The sequence below is a fragment of the Rhodococcus sp. SORGH_AS_0301 genome (assembly GCF_030818285.1).
Taxonomy (GTDB): domain Bacteria; phylum Actinomycetota; class Actinomycetes; order Mycobacteriales; family Mycobacteriaceae; genus Rhodococcoides.
In genome coordinates this window covers 2,751,541-2,766,513 of sequence record NZ_JAUTAC010000002.1, presented here as the reverse complement: position 1 = coordinate 2,766,513, position 14,973 = coordinate 2,751,541, and the positions used below count along the sequence as shown (strand labels likewise).

13 protein-coding genes are annotated in these 14,973 nt (G+C 69.3%); 7 read left to right on the top strand and 6 right to left on the bottom strand.

Translation table 11 applies throughout. The annotated features are described in order from the left end of the window. The first annotated feature begins 363 nt into the window (after window positions 1-363). Together QE397_RS13565 and rsmA are read left to right on the top strand one after the other, a co-directional pair. Window positions 364-1,491, top strand: a complete 1,128-nt coding sequence (locus tag QE397_RS13565) for a resuscitation-promoting factor (protein WP_222629006.1) — start codon at window positions 364-366, stop codon at window positions 1,489-1,491. Window positions 1,492-1,583: 92 nt separating this feature from the next. Continuing rightward, window positions 1,584-2,441 (top strand): 16S rRNA (adenine(1518)-N(6)/adenine(1519)-N(6))-dimethyltransferase RsmA, encoded by an 858-nt coding sequence (gene rsmA, locus QE397_RS13560; protein WP_051613059.1) that lies wholly within the window; start codon window positions 1,584-1,586, stop codon window positions 2,439-2,441. Here the strand turns inward: rsmA and QE397_RS13555 are convergent. Continuing rightward, window positions 2,429-3,427, bottom strand: a complete 999-nt coding sequence (locus tag QE397_RS13555; RefSeq protein ID WP_307095310.1) for a YafY family protein — start codon at window positions 3,425-3,427, stop codon at window positions 2,429-2,431. The two genes, rsmA and QE397_RS13555, sit on opposite strands and share 13 nt — an antisense overlap. 85 nt (window positions 3,428-3,512) lie before the next feature. On the opposite strand from QE397_RS13555, the gene QE397_RS13550 reads away from it, so the two are divergent. From QE397_RS13550 to QE397_RS13535, 4 genes are all read left to right on the top strand, one after another. After that, entirely contained in the window at window positions 3,513-4,463 is a 951-nt protein-coding gene (locus QE397_RS13550) for a 4-(cytidine 5'-diphospho)-2-C-methyl-D-erythritol kinase (RefSeq protein ID WP_307095309.1), read from the top strand. Beyond that, window positions 4,463-6,247, top strand: coding sequence for an ABC-F family ATP-binding cassette domain-containing protein (locus QE397_RS13545; protein ID WP_027504083.1), 1,785 nt, complete (start codon window positions 4,463-4,465; stop codon window positions 6,245-6,247). The genes QE397_RS13550 and QE397_RS13545 overlap by 1 nt, the downstream gene beginning before the upstream one ends. Before the next feature lie 61 nt (window positions 6,248-6,308). Continuing rightward, the gene (locus tag QE397_RS13540; RefSeq protein WP_027504082.1) at window positions 6,309-6,983 is read left to right on the top strand and encodes a DUF4166 domain-containing protein; all 675 of its coding nucleotides are present in this window, start codon (window positions 6,309-6,311) and stop codon (window positions 6,981-6,983) included. A gap of 163 nt (window positions 6,984-7,146) precedes the next feature. Further along, window positions 7,147-7,827 (top strand): fasciclin domain-containing protein, encoded by a 681-nt coding sequence (locus tag QE397_RS13535; protein WP_027504081.1) that lies wholly within the window; start codon window positions 7,147-7,149, stop codon window positions 7,825-7,827. Between the two features lie 194 nt (window positions 7,828-8,021). On the opposite strand, the gene QE397_RS13530 is transcribed toward QE397_RS13535, so the two are convergent. Together QE397_RS13530 and QE397_RS13525 are read right to left on the bottom strand one after the other, a co-directional pair. Further along, window positions 8,022-8,366: a hypothetical protein gene (locus QE397_RS13530; RefSeq protein WP_231476131.1), complete on the bottom strand. Its 345-nt coding sequence runs from the start codon at window positions 8,364-8,366 to the stop codon at window positions 8,022-8,024. Window positions 8,367-8,656: 290 nt separating this feature from the next. Beyond that, on the bottom strand, window positions 8,657-10,297 hold the full coding sequence (locus tag QE397_RS13525) for a peptide chain release factor 3 (protein WP_056447083.1): 1,641 nt from the start codon (window positions 10,295-10,297) through the stop codon (window positions 8,657-8,659). 164 nt (window positions 10,298-10,461) lie between these two features. Between QE397_RS13525 and QE397_RS13520 the strand changes: the two genes are divergently transcribed. Further along, the gene (locus QE397_RS13520; protein WP_307095304.1) at window positions 10,462-12,096 is read left to right on the top strand and encodes a fatty acyl-AMP ligase; all 1,635 of its coding nucleotides are present in this window, start codon (window positions 10,462-10,464) and stop codon (window positions 12,094-12,096) included. Between the two features lie 10 nt (window positions 12,097-12,106). On the opposite strand, the gene pth is transcribed toward QE397_RS13520, so the two are convergent. The 3 genes from pth to QE397_RS13505 all read right to left on the bottom strand — a co-directional run bounded on the left by pth (window position 12,107) and on the right by QE397_RS13505 (window position 14,904). Next, window positions 12,107-12,685 (bottom strand): aminoacyl-tRNA hydrolase, encoded by a 579-nt coding sequence (gene pth / locus QE397_RS13515; RefSeq protein ID WP_307095302.1) that lies wholly within the window; start codon window positions 12,683-12,685, stop codon window positions 12,107-12,109. Window positions 12,686-12,792: 107 nt separating this feature from the next. Continuing rightward, on the bottom strand, window positions 12,793-13,452 hold the full coding sequence (locus QE397_RS13510) for a 50S ribosomal protein L25/general stress protein Ctc (RefSeq protein ID WP_056447089.1): 660 nt from the start codon (window positions 13,450-13,452) through the stop codon (window positions 12,793-12,795). A 246-nt stretch (window positions 13,453-13,698) separates the two neighbouring features. After that, window positions 13,699-14,904, bottom strand: coding sequence for an aminotransferase class V-fold PLP-dependent enzyme (locus QE397_RS13505; RefSeq protein ID WP_307095299.1), 1,206 nt, complete (start codon window positions 14,902-14,904; stop codon window positions 13,699-13,701). Window positions 14,905-14,973: the final 69 nt, after the last annotated feature.

Below are 14,973 nucleotides of genomic sequence, written 5' to 3'. Positions count from 1 at the left end.
CACGACGGCGGTGATCGCCGGGAGGCGGCGCAGTCGGTGCCACCGTCCGCGTTCGGATCGCGGTGGGGAGGTCGGATTCACGAAGAGCCTTCCGTTCTGGTGCAGGTGAACAGTCGGCTCGGACCCTATCGGCCGGGGGCTCGCGACGACCCTTACCGGAAGGTAGGAACGGTCGACGGGCTGCTCGAGGCCGTGAAGTTGCCGAACCTGTGCCCGCTCGTTACCGTATCGTGATCGTATGACCCCGATGCGAGCCTCTCGGCCTCGTGATCGTCTCGACCCGGCAAGGAAATCGAAGTTGCGTTATTCGTCCGTGATGTCCGTTCGACCAGTCGTGTCCACCGGGGCGGGAGCGCGGTGACGATGTCGCACGTCGCCAGACTCAACTCCGCCCGGTCCCGCCTGCTGTACGTCGTGGTGGCCGCGCTTCTCGCCACACTCGTCGTGGGAGCGAGCGTCGCCGTGGCCCGCCACAAGACCGTCACGATCGACGTCGACGGGCAGCAGGTCCAGCTCTCCACGATGACCACCGACGTGCGCAGCGCCCTCGAGGCCGCCGGATATCAGCCCACCGAGCGGGACGAGGTCGCGCCCGCCGCGGACGCGACCCTCGCCGACGGAGAGACCGTCACGCTCAAGCGGGCCCGCGAGGTGACTCTCACCGTGGACGGTGCGCCGACGACGGTGTGGACCACCGCCTCCACCGTCGCCGAGGCCAAGGATCAGTTGGGCATCGCTCCCGACGTCCACATCGACGAGTCGGAGTCCGACCCGCTGCCGCTCGACGGTGCCTCCGTCAACGTCGTGCTGCCGAAGTCCGTGACACTCGCCGACGGGGCCGCGTCGCCCGCACCGATGCGGCTCGCCGCACCCACCGTCGGCGAGTTCCTCGCCGCGGCCGGTGCGCCTCTCGAACAGAACGACACGGTCGCCCCCGCGGCGGACGAGCCGCTCGTCGAGGGCGCCGTGGTCACGGTGACCCGCGATCGGACGGAGACCGTCAGCGTCACCGAACCCGTCGTCGCGCCGGATCAGCGCATCGAGGACCCGACGATGAACATGAGCAAGACGATCGAGGAGTCCGCCGGCGCTCCGGGCGAGCAGAACGCGACCTACTCGGTGAACAAGGTCAACGGTGTCGAGGTCTCCCGCACGCTCGTGAAGGCCGACGTCACGACACCGCCGGTCGCCAAGACCGTGCGCGTCGGTGCCAAGCCCGGCACCGAGGTGCCGCCGGTCGAGAACGGCGCCGTCTGGGACGCCCTCGCGCAGTGCGAGGCCACCGGGAACTGGGCCATCAACACGGGCAACGGCTTCTTCGGCGGCGTGCAGTTCGACCAGAACACCTGGGAGCGGCAGGGCGGGCTCAAGTACGCGGCGCGCGCCGACCTGGCCACCCGCGAGGAGCAGATCGCGATCGCGTCGCAGACCCAGCGCACCCAGGGCTGGGGCGCCTGGCCCTCCTGCACCAGCAGGCTCGGGCTGCGCTGACATACGCTCCACCCGTGTCCGAACCTCCCGTCTCCCCGCCGACGTCCGATTCGCCGGCGTCCGATTCCGCAGCCGGCCCGGCACGCGTCCGCCTGCTGGGGCCCGCGGAGGTGCGCACCCTCGCGGCCGAGCTGGGCGTCCGGCCCACCAAGACCCTCGGCCAGAACTTCGTCCACGACGCGAACACGGTGCGGCGCATCGTGACCGCGGCCGGAGTCGGTCCGGACGACACGGTGCTCGAGGTGGGGCCGGGACTCGGATCGCTGACCCTGGCGTTGCTCGACGTCGTGCACGACGTGGTCGCCGTCGAGATCGACCCCGTGCTGGCGCAGCGTCTTCCGCAGACCGTCGCCGAGCGCGCCGAGTCGCGAGTCGACCGGTTGGCGGTGGTCGGTGCGGACGCCCTGCGCGTGCGCCGCGACGAGATTCCCGGCGCGCCGACAGCACTGGTCGCCAACCTCCCGTACAACGTGGCGGTGCCGGTGCTGCTGCACCTGCTCGCCCTGATCCCCACCCTGCGCACCGCGCTGGTGATGGTGCAGTCGGAGGTGGCGGACCGGCTGGCGGCTCCTCCCGGCAGCAAGACCTACGGGGTGCCGAGTGTGAAGGCCGCGTACTTCGGCGACGTCCGCCGCGCGGGCGCCGTGGGCCGTTCGGTGTTCTGGCCGGTGCCTCAGGTGGAGTCGGGTCTGGTGCGCGTCGATCGGCACGAGAATCCGCAGTGGCCGATGGACGAGACGTTCCGCCGCACTCTGTTCGCCGTCGTGGACGCGGCATTCGCGCAGCGGCGCAAGACGTTACGTGCGGCTCTGGCGGGGTGGGCCGGATCGGCGGCCATGGCGGAGACGCGGCTCGTCGAGGCGGGGATCGACCCGTCGGCGCGCGGGGAGACGCTCGACGCCGCCGCGTTCGTCCGACTGGCGCAGACCACCGGTGGTCACGAGTCCTGACGCGGGCGGTGCTCGTCGCGGGCACGGGCGTATCGGGCGGCGACACGGTCGAGTCGCCGTGATTCGACCTGGCAGGCGTCGATCAACTCCTGTGGGCCGCACACCGTGAAGTCCACGTCGAAGGCGGCGAGCCACCGCGCCATCGACGGGTAGGTGTCCGCGGTGATCGAGACCTCGCACCGCTCGTCGTCGAGCCGGGCGAGGGTGCCCCACTGCGGATCGACGCGGTCCTCGACCCGTTCGAACGGCACGTGCAGCACGACCCGTCCGCGGGCGGCGGAGAACGCCTGATCGATGCCCCTCGACACGAACTCCGCGGCGCCGCCCTCGGGCAGGGCCCGAGGAGTGAAGCGAGGCCCCGTCGGCACCTTCGGATCGAGGCGGTCGACGCGGAACGACCGCCAGTCCTCACGGGCGAGGTCCCAGCCCACGAGGTACCACCGCAACCCCGACCGCACGAGCCGGTACGGCTCCACCTCACGCCGCATGGTGTCCCCGCCGTGGGTGCGGTAGTCGAACCGCAGGCGTTCGTGGTTCTGGCACACGGTCGCCAGTGCTGTCAGTACCGACGCATCGACGCTCGACTGCACCGGACGTGACTGCACGACGTCGATCTGCAGTGCGTCGAGTCGGTGACGCAACCGTGACGGCATCACCTGCCGCAGCTTGGTGAGGGCACCGATCGACGACTCCGCGGTGCCGGTGACGGACGCGGACGCGCCGCTCTGCAGCCCGAGCGCCACGGCGATCACCTCGTCGTCCGTCAGCAGCAGGGGTGGCATCTCCGCGCCGGCACCCAGCCGATACCCGCCGCCGACGCCGACCGTTCCGTCCACCGGATAGCCCAGCGACCGCAGCCGGTCGACGTCACGGCGCACGGTGCGCGGGGTGATCTGCAGCCGTTCGGCCAGATCGGCCCCAGACCAGTCGCGCCGGGTCTGCAGCAACGACAGCAGAGCCAGCAGTCGAGCGGACGTCTCGCGCATGTCGACATGATGCACCCGACAGCGGACAGTTCGGGTCCTCGATCCGGTTCGGTACTCGGGCGCACGCCGACTACAGTGGTGAGACGTGCTCACAGTCGTTCCGCGGCCGGTCTCCGTCCGCGCTCCCGCCAAGGTCAATCTGCACCTTGCCGTGGGTGACCTGCGCCCCGACGGCTACCACGAACTCACCACCGTCTTCCACGCGCTCTCCCTCGTCGACGACGTCTCCGTCGTGGCCGCGGAGACACTGTCCGTCAGCGTGTACGGGGACGATGCGGGCATCGTTCCCACCGACCACACCAACCTGGCATGGAAGGCGGCCGAACTCGTCGCCGCCCATGCCGGTCGTCGGCCGGCCGTCGCCATCAGCATCGACAAGGGCATTCCCGTCGCGGGGGGCATGGCCGGGGGCAGCGCCGACGCGGCCGCGACCGTCGTCGCGCTGGACGCGCTCTGGAACCTCGGCCTTCCCCGCGAGAAGATCATGGACTTCGCGGCGCAGCTCGGCAGCGACGTCCCGTTCTCCGTCGCCGGTGGCACGGCCGTCGGCACGGGTCGCGGCGAGAAGCTGCTGCCGGTGCTCTCACGCAACTCCTTCCACTGGGTGCTCGCTCTCGCGAAGGGCGGTCTCTCGACTCTCGCGGTCTACCGCGAACTCGACCGGCTGCGCGAACGGGGAGCGCCGCCGCGCCTCGGCGCACCCGACGAGCTGATGCAGGCCCTGGCGTCGGGCGATCCGGCGCGGGTCGGGCCGCTCCTGGGCAACGACCTCCAGGCCGCGGCGCTGTCCCTCGAACCAGGCCTTCGCCGCACCCTGCGCGCCGGCACCGAGGCGGGTGCCATCGCCGGCATCGTCTCCGGGTCCGGCCCCACCTGCGCCTTCCTCTGCGCCTCTGCCGACCATGCGGTCGAGGTCGGCGCGGAACTGTCCGGCGCCGGCGTCTGCCGCACGGTACGCGTGGCACGTGGACCGGTGAGCGGAGCGCGAGTGCGCACCGAACGCGACCAGAACGACACGAACCGGGGACAACACTGATGGCCAACCTGATCAACCTGGAGCAGGTCTCCAAATCCTTCGGCGTGAAGCCGCTCCTCGACGGAGTCTCGCTCGGTGTCCAGGAGAACGAGCGCATCGGCGTCGTGGGCCTGAACGGCAACGGCAAGACCACCATGCTCGAGGTGCTCGCGGGCGTCGAGCAGCCCGACTCGGGCCGGGTGAGTCGCGTGGGAGGACTCCGGATGGCCGTCGTGACGCAGCGTGGTGTCCTGCCGCCCGGGTCCACCATCGGGGACATCGTCCTCGCGCCGCTCGGTGTCGCCGAGCACGAGTGGGCCGGTGACGCCCGGATCCGCAGCGTTCTGGACGGCATCGGCATCACCGGTCTCGGGCTCGACGCACCGGTCGAGCAGTTGTCGGGCGGTGAGCGCCGACGCACGGCGCTCGCCGCCGCGCTGGTGCAGGACCTCGACCTGCTCGTGCTCGACGAGCCGACCAACCATCTCGACGTCGAGGGCGTCCAGTGGCTGGCCGAGCATCTGGTGAACCGGCGGTCCGCACTGGTCGTCGTCACCCACGACCGGTGGTTCCTCGACACCGTTGCCACCCGCACCTGGGAAGTGGTGAACGGTCAGGTCGAGACGTACGAGGGCGGCTACGCCGACTGGATCTTCGCTCGCGCGGAGCGCTCTCGCCAGGCCGATGCCGCGGAGGATCGTCGCCGCAACCTCGCCCGCAAGGAGCTGGCCTGGCTGCGCCGCGGCCCGCCCGCTCGAACCTCGAAGCCGCGCTACCGCATCGAGGCCGCCGAGGCCCTCATCTCGGACGTGCCGCCGCCGCGCGACTCGGTCGCGTTGTCGAAGTTCGCGCAGACCCGGCTGGGCCGCATCGTCATCGAGCTCGAGGACGCCACGCTGGCGACCCCGGACGGTCGCGTACTGGTGGAGGACTTCACGTGGCGCCTCGCGCCGGGGGAGCGCATCGGTCTCGTCGGTGTCAACGGCTCCGGCAAGACGACGTTGCTCCGCACCATCGCCGGCGAGCTCGAACCCGCCAAGGGCCGCCGCATCGAGGGCAAGACGGTGCGCATCGGCTGGCTCCGCCAGGAACTCGACGACCTGCCCGTCGGGATGCGCGTGCTCGAGGCGGTCCAGGACGTCGCGGAACGAATTCAGCTGGGTGACAGGGAGATCTCCGCCGGACAGCTCGCCGAGCGGCTGGGCTTCACGCCTGCACGGCAGCGCACGCCCGTCGGTGACCTGTCCGGTGGCGAGCGCCGTCGACTGCAGCTGACACGCGTGCTGATGTCCGAGCCGAACGTCCTGCTCCTCGACGAGCCGACCAACGACCTCGACATCGACACGCTGCAGCAGCTCGAGGATCTGCTCGACGGCTGGGCCGGCACCATGATCGTCATCAGTCACGACCGGTACCTCATCGAGCGCGTCTGCGACTCGACGTGGGCTCTGTTCGGCGACGGCAAGCTCACCAACCTGCCGGGTGGCATCGAGGAGTACCTGCGGCGTCGCGCGCGAATCGCCGCAGCCGACGACGCGGCTCCGGGGATGACGTCGGGCGGGGGAGCGAAGCCGGCGGCGGCCAAGGGCGGTGCCGACGAGCGCGCCGCTCGCAAGGAACTCTCGAAGCTCGAGCGCTCCCTGGTCAAGCTCGACGATCGGGTGCGCGCACTGCACGTCTCGCTGGCCGAGGCGGCGACGGACCCGGCGACGTTGCAGTCGCTGAACGCCGAGTTGCTCACCGTCGTCGCGGAGAAGGACTCCGTCGAGGAGCGCTGGATGGAGCTGGCCGAGGAACTGGGCTGACACGGTCTACCCTCGCGTTCAGGCGGTCGATCGGCGACCGCGTTCTGCGCGAGGAGTGACGATGACATCCGTCGTGTCCGAGGTCATGGGCTCGGAGTTCGAGAAGCTTCACCCGAAGGTGCAGTGGCGCTTCGGTTTCGGTGCGGACGATCATGTGGCGCAGTTCGGCACCGGTGTCATGGAGACCATCACGCACTCTCCGCTGCTGCCGCCGCCGGCCCTGTGGCTCGGTGGCAAGCGGCGGATGGTCCCCTCCGACTCGGGCGAGAACATCCCCTTCACCATCGCCAACTACGCGTACACGGACGAGCTGGGCAGGCCCACGCTGGCGTTCGTCCGACGGTTCCAGTTCCCCGGCCACGAGGTGGCACTCGACTCGGTGATGGTCGTGGGATCGCGCGGCGCACTCGACTACATCGGTGCCGGCCCCGACATGGTGGTGCACACCCAGTGCTCCGCGGACGCCGACGGTGGCCTGCGGCTCGACAGCGGTCTGCCCCGGTTCCTCGCTCCGCGTGGGTCGATCAAGCCGCCGGGTCTCCTGTCGGCGGAGACCATCGGCCGCGAGTGGTGGGACGAGGAGCAGCAGCGCCACCGCATCGACATCGAGGTGCGTGGCCGCACGCTCGGGCGGTTGTTCCGCTACACCGGATGGTTCACGGCCACACAGGAAACCTGCCTTCCGACCGATCTGCCCGCCGAATTGGGGCCGGGGCGTACCGATCCCAGGGAGTGATCCCTGGTCGGACCCCGAAGTGACTGGTGGGGAATTTTTCTCACAACCGTCACCAATCCCCCATGGGACCCGGATCCGAATGGTGGATGACACAACCGACAGCGGCCGGTGATCATCACCGGCGGTGAGCGGCTATCAGATCCGTACAAGAAGGGTTCTCGCCATGAGCGTCACCAAGAGCAAGAGTGCAGTAGCAGTCGGCTTCGCAGCAGTTGCACTCCTCGGACTGTCCGCATGTTCGTCCGACGACAGCAGCAGCACCACCGAGACCACCGCGAGCAGCAGCATGGAGTCGATGACCTCGTCGGCCATGTCCTCCTCCACCGCGATGAACTCGAGTGCCGATCCGGCCTCCAACCTCGTCGGCTCGGGCTGCGCCGCCTACGCCGAGCAGGTCCCGGACGGTGCGGGCTCCGTGAGCGGAATGGCTGCCGATCCGGTCGCCGTCGCCGCCTCCAACAACCCGATCCTCACCACCCTGACCGCAGCGGTCTCCGGTGGCCTGAACCCGGGCGTCAACCTGGTCGACACGCTGAACGGCTCCGAGTTCACCGTCATCGCCCCGACCGACGACGCGTTCGCGAAGATCGACCCGGCCACCATCGAGACGCTGAAGACCGATTCCGCGCTGCTCACCAAGATCCTCACGTACCACGTGATCCCCGGCCAGATCGCTCCCGACGCGATCGCCGGCGAGCAGACCTCGGTCGAGGGCCAGGCAGTCAACGTCACCGGTGAGGGCGACACGCTGAAGTTCAACGACTCGAACCTGGTCTGCGGTGGCGTCAAGACCGCCAACGCGACCGTCTACCTGGTCGACTCGGTCATGATGCCCCCCGCCTGATCCTTTTCCACAGGGATCATGAGGACGAACACTCTCTTCGCGGCGGTCGTCCCCCGACTGTGTCCGTCGTGAAGTAGTACGAGGCGACCCGAGATTCTTCTCGGGTCGCCTTCGTGCGTCACGGGGACGGATGACGACAGCACGAGAATGGCCCCCGGCGATGCCGGGGGCCATTCTCGTGTGTCAGGGGAGGATCAGCGGAAGCCCTTGGCGGGGTTCTGCAGATCGAGCACCACCGTCGTGCCGTTGGAACGCACGTGCAGCTCGGGGCTCGCGAGCCCACCGGAGGTGAGGTACTCACCGAGGAGCTGCAGCAGCTCGTCGGGTCCGGTGGAGGAATCCATCGGGCGCGTGTCGCGGCTGGTGATCTCGTTCTGGGTCAGCCGTCCCGCGATGCGGATGGACGCGATGCCCATGGCCGTGCGGCGATCGGGGCTCGGGTGACGACCCGAGGCGAAGCTGCTGCCGTTCGACGATCCGTTGGTGGACGTGCTGCCGCCAGGCAACGCGTGTTCGGAAATCTGATCACTGGTTGTCATGTCGACCTCACTTTTGCTCGGAGTGACGCTCGAAGGTGTCCCGTTGGATCGGTGGGCTGGTGCCTTGCCGATCTTGATCCCCGTGAGGGGCCCACTTGATCCATCGCTCATTACTCGGACTGCTCCTCGATCGTCTCGGTACGTGACTCGAGTACTTCCGAAGAACAAACCAGAAGTACGTTCGAACAGAGAAAAAGTACCACGGGAAGGAAACAGCGAACAGTTTTGACCCTATGGATTGGAGATGACACCAATCTTGGGGTGAGGTGGTGTGGAGATGTCCCAGAGAATCAGTCGGCCGCGGCGACCAGCGGCTCGAGCAGCAGGTCCGGCAGCTCCTTCTGGATGTACTGCAGCCGCCACTTGTCACTGACCAGCGCCAACATCACGCCGTCCGTGCGGGTGAACACCTCGACGCCGCGCTGGCGACCGAGCTCCCCGGCGGACGCCGCGTCGGTGCGTCGAGCGATCGAGTAGCCCAGGGGCTCCATGCGCGCCTCGACGCCGAACTCGGACTTCATGCGCGCGGACACCACCTCGAACTGCATCGGCCCCACGGCGGCGAGGACGGGTGACGCGTCTCCGCGGATGTCGTTGCGCAGGATCTGGACGACACCCTCCTGATCCATCTGGTCCACGGCGCGACGGAACTGCTTGTACTTGCTCGCGCTCTCCGCGCGGAGGACGGCGAAGTGCTCGGGAGCGAAGGACGGGATCGGCGGGAACTCGACCTTGCGATCCGCGTACAACGTGTGGCCGGGAGCGAGCGCGGTGGCGTTGACCAGCCCGACGACGTCGCCGGGGTAGGCGTTCTCCACCGTGGTGCGCTCGCGGCCGAACACCGTCAGCGCGTACTTCGTCGTGAACGGTTTGCCCGTCTGGGCATGGGTGACCACCATGCCGCGCTCGAAGACTCCGGAGACCACGCGCATGAAGGCGAGGCGGTCGCGGTGTGCGGTGTCCATGCCGGCCTGCACCTTGAACACGACCGCGCTGAAGGGGTCGGTGACCTCGCGCTCACCACCGGCCACATCGGGACGGGGGCCCGGGGCCGGAGCGAACGAGACGAGGGTGTCGAGGATCTGGTGCACGCCGAAGTTCAGCATCGCCGACGCGAAGATCACCGGAGACGTCCGGCCCGCGAGGAACTCGTCCTCGTCGTGGCGCTGCCCGCTCTCGACGAGCAACTCGCTCTCCTCGACGGCGGTGGTCCAGTCGTCGCCCTCACGGGACTGCGCCGCCTCGGAGTCCATGAACTCCTCGGGTGCGATGGTCGCGCCACCGGCCGTGCGGGTGAAGTGGATGTACTGGTGCTCCGACACGTCGAGCAGTCCGCGGAAGTCACCCGCGATACCGACGGGCCAGTACAGCGGGGTCGGCGTCAGACCGATGCGCTCCTCGATCTCGTCGAGCAGCTCGAGGGGGGAGCGGCCCGGCCGGTCCCACTTGTTGACCACGGTGATGACCGGGATGCCGCGGTGCCGACACACCTGGAACAGCTTCAGCGTCTGCGGTTCCAGACCCTTCGCCGCGTCGATCAGCATCACGGCGGCGTCCACCGCGGTCAGCACGCGGTAGGTGTCCTCCGAGAAGTCGGCGTGACCCGGGGTGTCCACCAGGTTGATGGTGTGATCGGCGTAGTCGAACTGCAGCGCCGTCGAACTGACGGAGATACCGCGCGCCTTCTCCATCTCCATCCAGTCGGAGACGGTCGAGCGGCGACCCGACTTCCCGTGGATCGCACCGGCCTCGGAGATCTTCCGCGCGTGCAGAGCCAGGGCCTCGGTGAGCGTCGACTTGCCCGCGTCGGGATGCGAGATCACTGCGAAGGTGCGACGACGCTCCACCTCGCGCCGGAGGTTCTTCGGCGGGGTGGTGCCGGCGGCGGTGACCGCGGTGGTGGTGTCGGTGTCGACGGACGGGGTGCTCACGAAGGCCTTTCTTCGGTGACCGCAGCTGTGCGGATCACTGGTCGGAACGTACCCAGGGTACTCGGCCGACACGCCGAGCCCGTCCGTCCGTAACAGCGGTCACCGTCGTCCGGATGTAACAGTGGTGCGCGCACCCGGCACGCACCACCGACGAGGGAGTGACGTTGAGCAGGTTCACCGAGGAGATGTACGCGACCGCGGCCACGACCGAGCGGGGTCTCGTCACCGGTGAGCCCGACGCACCGTTGCGGCAGACGTGGGGCGACATCCATGCGGTCGCGCGCCGGATGGCAGGCGGGCTCGCCGCGGCAGGGGTCTCCCGCGGGGACGCGATCGGCATCCTGGCCGGTCAGCCGGTGGACATCGCGCCGTCGTGTCAGGCGGCGTGGATGCGCGGCGCGTCCGTGACCATGCTGCATCAGCCGACGCCGCGCACCGATCTCGCCGTGTGGGGTGCCGACACCGAGACCGTCATCCGGATGATCGACGCCGCCGCGGTGGTGCTCGGTGCACCGTTCGACGCCGCGGCGCCCATCCTGGAGGAACGCGGGATCACCGTGCTGACGATCGACGACCTGCGCGGCGGTGAGGACACCGATCCCGTGCCCACCGACGAGTCCGACATCGCGCTGCAGCAGCTCACGTCCGGGTCCACCGGATCTCCCAAGGCCGTGCGCATCACCCACGAGAACTTCTACGTCAACGCCTACGCGATGATCGATCGGATCGAGTACTCGCTCGAGGACGACGTGATGGTCAGCTGGCTGCCGCTGTTCCACGACATGGGGATGGTCGGGTTCCTGTCGGTGCCGATGCAGGTCGGTGCCGAGGTCGTCAGCATCACGCCGATCGACTTCCTGCGCTCTCCGCTGCTGTGGGCCCAGCTGATCGACAAGTACCGCGGCACCGTCACCGCCGCTCCCAACTTCGCGTACTCGTTGCTCGCGCGCAGGCTGAAGCAGGCGTCCGCCGACACGGCCCTCGATCTGTCGTCGTTGCGCTACGCGTGGAACGGTGCCGAGCCGGTGGATCCCGACACGATGCTCGCCCTCGCGGAGGCGGGCGCCCGGTTCGGGCTCGCCCCGACGGCTCTCGCACCCGTCTACGGGATGGCGGAGACCACGCTCGCGGTGTCGATCCCGGTACGCGATCAGGGCCAGGTGCTCGACGTGGTCGACGCGGACCTGCTCGAGGTGATGGGCCGCGCCGTTCCGTCGACCAAGGGCAACGTCCGTCGTCTCGCGACGCTCGGGCGGATGGTGCCGAATCTCGAGGGGCGCGTCGTCGACGCCGAGGGCCAGGTGCTCCCGAGCCGCGGTGTCGGTGTCATCCACGTGCGGGGGCCGGCGGTGACGCCCGGATACATCACGGTGGAGGGCTCGGTGTCCGCGCAGGACGACGACGGGTGGCTCGACACCGGAGACATCGGGTACTTCACGGAGGAAGACCTGGTCGTCGTCTGCGGGCGCATCAAGGACGTCATCATCATGGGTGGCCGCAACATCTATCCGACCGACATCGAACGTGCCGTGGGCACCGTCGCGGGCGTCCGGCCGGGCAATGCCGTCGCGATCCGTCTCGACGCGGGGCAGAAGCGGGAGAGCTTCGCGGTCGCGGCGGAGACCAACGAGATCGCCGACCCGGATGCGGTCAAGCGCATCGAGCACGACATCGTGCACGCGGTGTTCTCGGAAGTGGGGGTTCGTCCTCGCACGGTCGCGGTGCTCGGTCCCGGCACCATTCCGAAGACGTCCTCGGGCAAGCTCCGCCGCGCGAACTCGGCGTCGCTCCTCGGCTGAGCTCAGCGCATCAGGGTCGGTGGATGCGGTTCTGCGCGTCCTCGAGGCTGCCCTTCAGGAGCAACTCCACTGCGTCCGCGGCCTCCTCCAGCACGACCGCCACCTCGTCGCGCTCGGACGCGGCGAAGGGCTTGAGCACGTACGACGCCGGATCCATCCGGCCGGGCGGCCGCCCCACTCCGACCCGGACACGGAGGTAGTCTCTGGTGGACAACGACTTCGAGATGGAGCGCAGCCCGTTGTGCCCGCCCTCCCCGCCGCCGACCTTGAGCCGCACCTGACCCAGATCGACGTCGAGTTCGTCGTGCACGACGATGATGTCCGCCGGCGCCACGGAGAAGAACCGGGCCAGGTTGGCGACCGGGCCCCCGGACTCGTTCATGTACGACCGCGGCTTCCCCAGCACGACCGGGCGAGTCCCGAGCCGTGCCTGGAGCACGTCGGAGTTGCTGCGCTTGTGCGACGAGAACGACCCTCGCATCCGCTCCGCCAGGGTGTCGACGACGACGGCGCCGACGTTGTGTCGGGTGCGCTCGTACTGCGGTCCGGGATTGCCCAGGCCGATGACGAGAGCAGGTCGATCGGTCATGTGCGGCAGTCGCTTTCAGCTCGTGGCGTGCGGGGTCGTACGGAGTGGGGGAACGAGAAACGGCGCGCCTCCGGTGAGGGAGGCGCGCCGCGGTGGTGCTCGGTGGATCAGTTCTCGTCTGCTGCTGCGGCCTCGTCGGCGGCGGAGCTGTCCTCGACAGCCTCCTCTTCCTCGGCGGCGACGTTGCTGGCGAGATCGCCCGCGCCCTCGGCCTCGAGTGCAGCCTCGCTGGGCGCCTCGACGACGTTGACGAGGAGGAGCTCGGGATCGGAGATCAGCGTCGCGCCGGACGGCAGCTCGATCGACGAGGCGAGGATCTGGGTACCGATCTCGGCGTCCTCGACGGAGACCTCGAACTGCTCGGGGATCTGGGTCGCGTCGACCTCGATCTCGATGACGTTGGCATCGGTGGTGACGAGGGCGCCGGGCGCCGCGTCGCCGGTGACGACGACGTTGATCTCGACGGTGACCTTCTCGCCGCGACGGATGACGAGGAGGTCGGCGTGCTCGATGTAGTTACGGATCGGGTGGACCACGACCGACTTGGTGAGGGCGAGGTGCTTCTCGCCGTCGACCTGGAGCTCGATGACGGCGTTGGTGCCGTCGGCGCGGAGCACGGCGGCGAACTCGCGGGACGGGAGCGAGAGGTGCTTGGGCTCGGTGGCGTGTCCGTACAGGACGGCGGGGACGAGACCGTCGCGGCGGGTGCGGCGGGCTGCGCCCTTGCCGAACTCGGTGCGGACGGTGGCGTTGAGAACGTTGGCCATGGGACGGGGCTCCTCGGAAGATCTGGTGTGACTGCGGTCTGAAACGGCTGCGGTCCGGTGTGACTGCTGCGGGTACTACTCGCTCGGCGTGGACACGAACGAGGACGGCTGCGAGACCGCGCCTGCGTCGATCACGGTGACGTACGCACTGCGCACTCGTCACCCTCGCCGAGACAACGGCGTGAACACTACCCGAACGCGCCGATCGGCCGCGAATCGCCCCTGCTCGTCACCGTTGGCGGCGGGTCACCGCTGCGACGTCAGAGCCCGGCACTCGTCCACGGCGTGATCGATCTGATCGAGGGTCAGGAAGTAGTGGGGAGACGCCCGGACGACGGAGTCCAGTCCGCGGGCCGTCATGTCGAGCAGAGTCGACGACGCCGGGCTGACGGAGACGGTGATGTCGCGCTCCGCCAGTGCGTCCTTCACCGCGGCGGGCGCGACGCCCTCGACGGTGAAGGTCACGATGCCGGTGTGGTGGTCGCCCAGGTCGTGCACCGCGATGCCGTGCACCTCGGTGAGGGCGTTCCGCAGCCGCTCGGCCCGCACACGCACCGCGGCCTCCACCGCGCTCGGTCCGAGTTCGAGCAGAAGATCGACGGCGGCGCCGAGACCGAGCCGAGCCGCGACGTCGTGTTCCCACGTCTCGAACCGCCGCGCGTCGTCAGCGACGGCGTAGGAGTCGGGGCCGGTCCAGGACGCACTGTGCAGATCCAGTGATCGCGGCTCCAGGGTGTCGAGCACCGACGGGGCGACGTGAAGGAAACCGGTGCCGCGCGGTCCTCGCAGCCACTTGCGTCCCGTCGCGGAGAGAGCGTCCACACCGAGCTCCGCCACGTCGAGGGCGATCTGGCCCACCGACTGACAGGCGTCCAGCAGCACGAGGGCCCCGTGACGGTGGGCCAGGTCGACGATCTCCCGGACCGGGTTCAGCAGGCCGCCGTTGGTCGGCGCGTGCACGAGCGAGACCAGCGCGACGCGGTCGTCCATCATCCGCTCGAGGGCCTCGAGATCGATGCGTCCGGACGGGTCCACGGGAATGGTGTCGACCACCGCGCCGGTCGCCCGCGCCCGCTGCAGTGCGGCGATCGCGTTGGTGGCGTACTCGACGGTGGAGACCAGGATGCGGTCACCGGGGGAGAGCGGTACGGCGTAGAAGAAGTCGCACCAGGCCCGCGTGGCGCTGTCGGACAGTGCCACGGTGCCGGTCGGGGCTCCGATCAGCATCTCCACGGACGTGCGCACCGCGGCGAGATCCTCCGAGCGTTCACGCGCTGCGCGGTATCCGCCCACCTCGGCCTCACGGCGCAGGTGCTCGACGACCGTCTCGACGACGCGCTGTGGCGGCAGCGACGAGCCGGCGCTGTCGAGGAACACCCCGTGCTCGGCGGCAGGGGTGTCGGCGCGGGCGGCGAGCACGTCGACGGTGTCCGTCTCGGGGGTGGCGTTCACAGTGACGCCGACACTACCGGCGACCGCGCGCGGGAGCGATTAGTCTGTGAAGGGCGGGGGTAGACGTCA

What these genes read in the sequence shown, in the direction of transcription:
- QE397_RS13535 (WP_027504081.1), top strand. Translation starts at nt 7,147, where the DNA reads ATGAGCGTCACCAAGAGCAAGAGTGCAGTAGCAGTCGGCTTCGCAGCA.
- pth (WP_307095302.1), bottom strand. Translation starts at nt 12,685, where the DNA reads ATGACCGATCGACCTGCTCTCGTCATCGGCCTGGGCAATCCCGGACCG.
- QE397_RS13510 (WP_056447089.1), bottom strand. Translation starts at nt 13,452, where the DNA reads ATGGCCAACGTTCTCAACGCCACCGTCCGCACCGAGTTCGGCAAGGGC.
- QE397_RS13545 (WP_027504083.1), top strand. Translation starts at nt 4,463, where the DNA reads ATGGCCAACCTGATCAACCTGGAGCAGGTCTCCAAATCCTTCGGCGTG.
- QE397_RS13565 (WP_222629006.1), top strand. Translation starts at nt 364, where the DNA reads ATGTCGCACGTCGCCAGACTCAACTCCGCCCGGTCCCGCCTGCTGTAC.
- QE397_RS13530 (WP_231476131.1), bottom strand. Translation starts at nt 8,366, where the DNA reads ATGACAACCAGTGATCAGATTTCCGAACACGCGTTGCCTGGCGGCAGC.
- QE397_RS13540 (WP_027504082.1), top strand. Translation starts at nt 6,309, where the DNA reads ATGACATCCGTCGTGTCCGAGGTCATGGGCTCGGAGTTCGAGAAGCTT.
- QE397_RS13555 (WP_307095310.1), bottom strand. Translation starts at nt 3,427, where the DNA reads ATGCGCGAGACGTCCGCTCGACTGCTGGCTCTGCTGTCGTTGCTGCAG.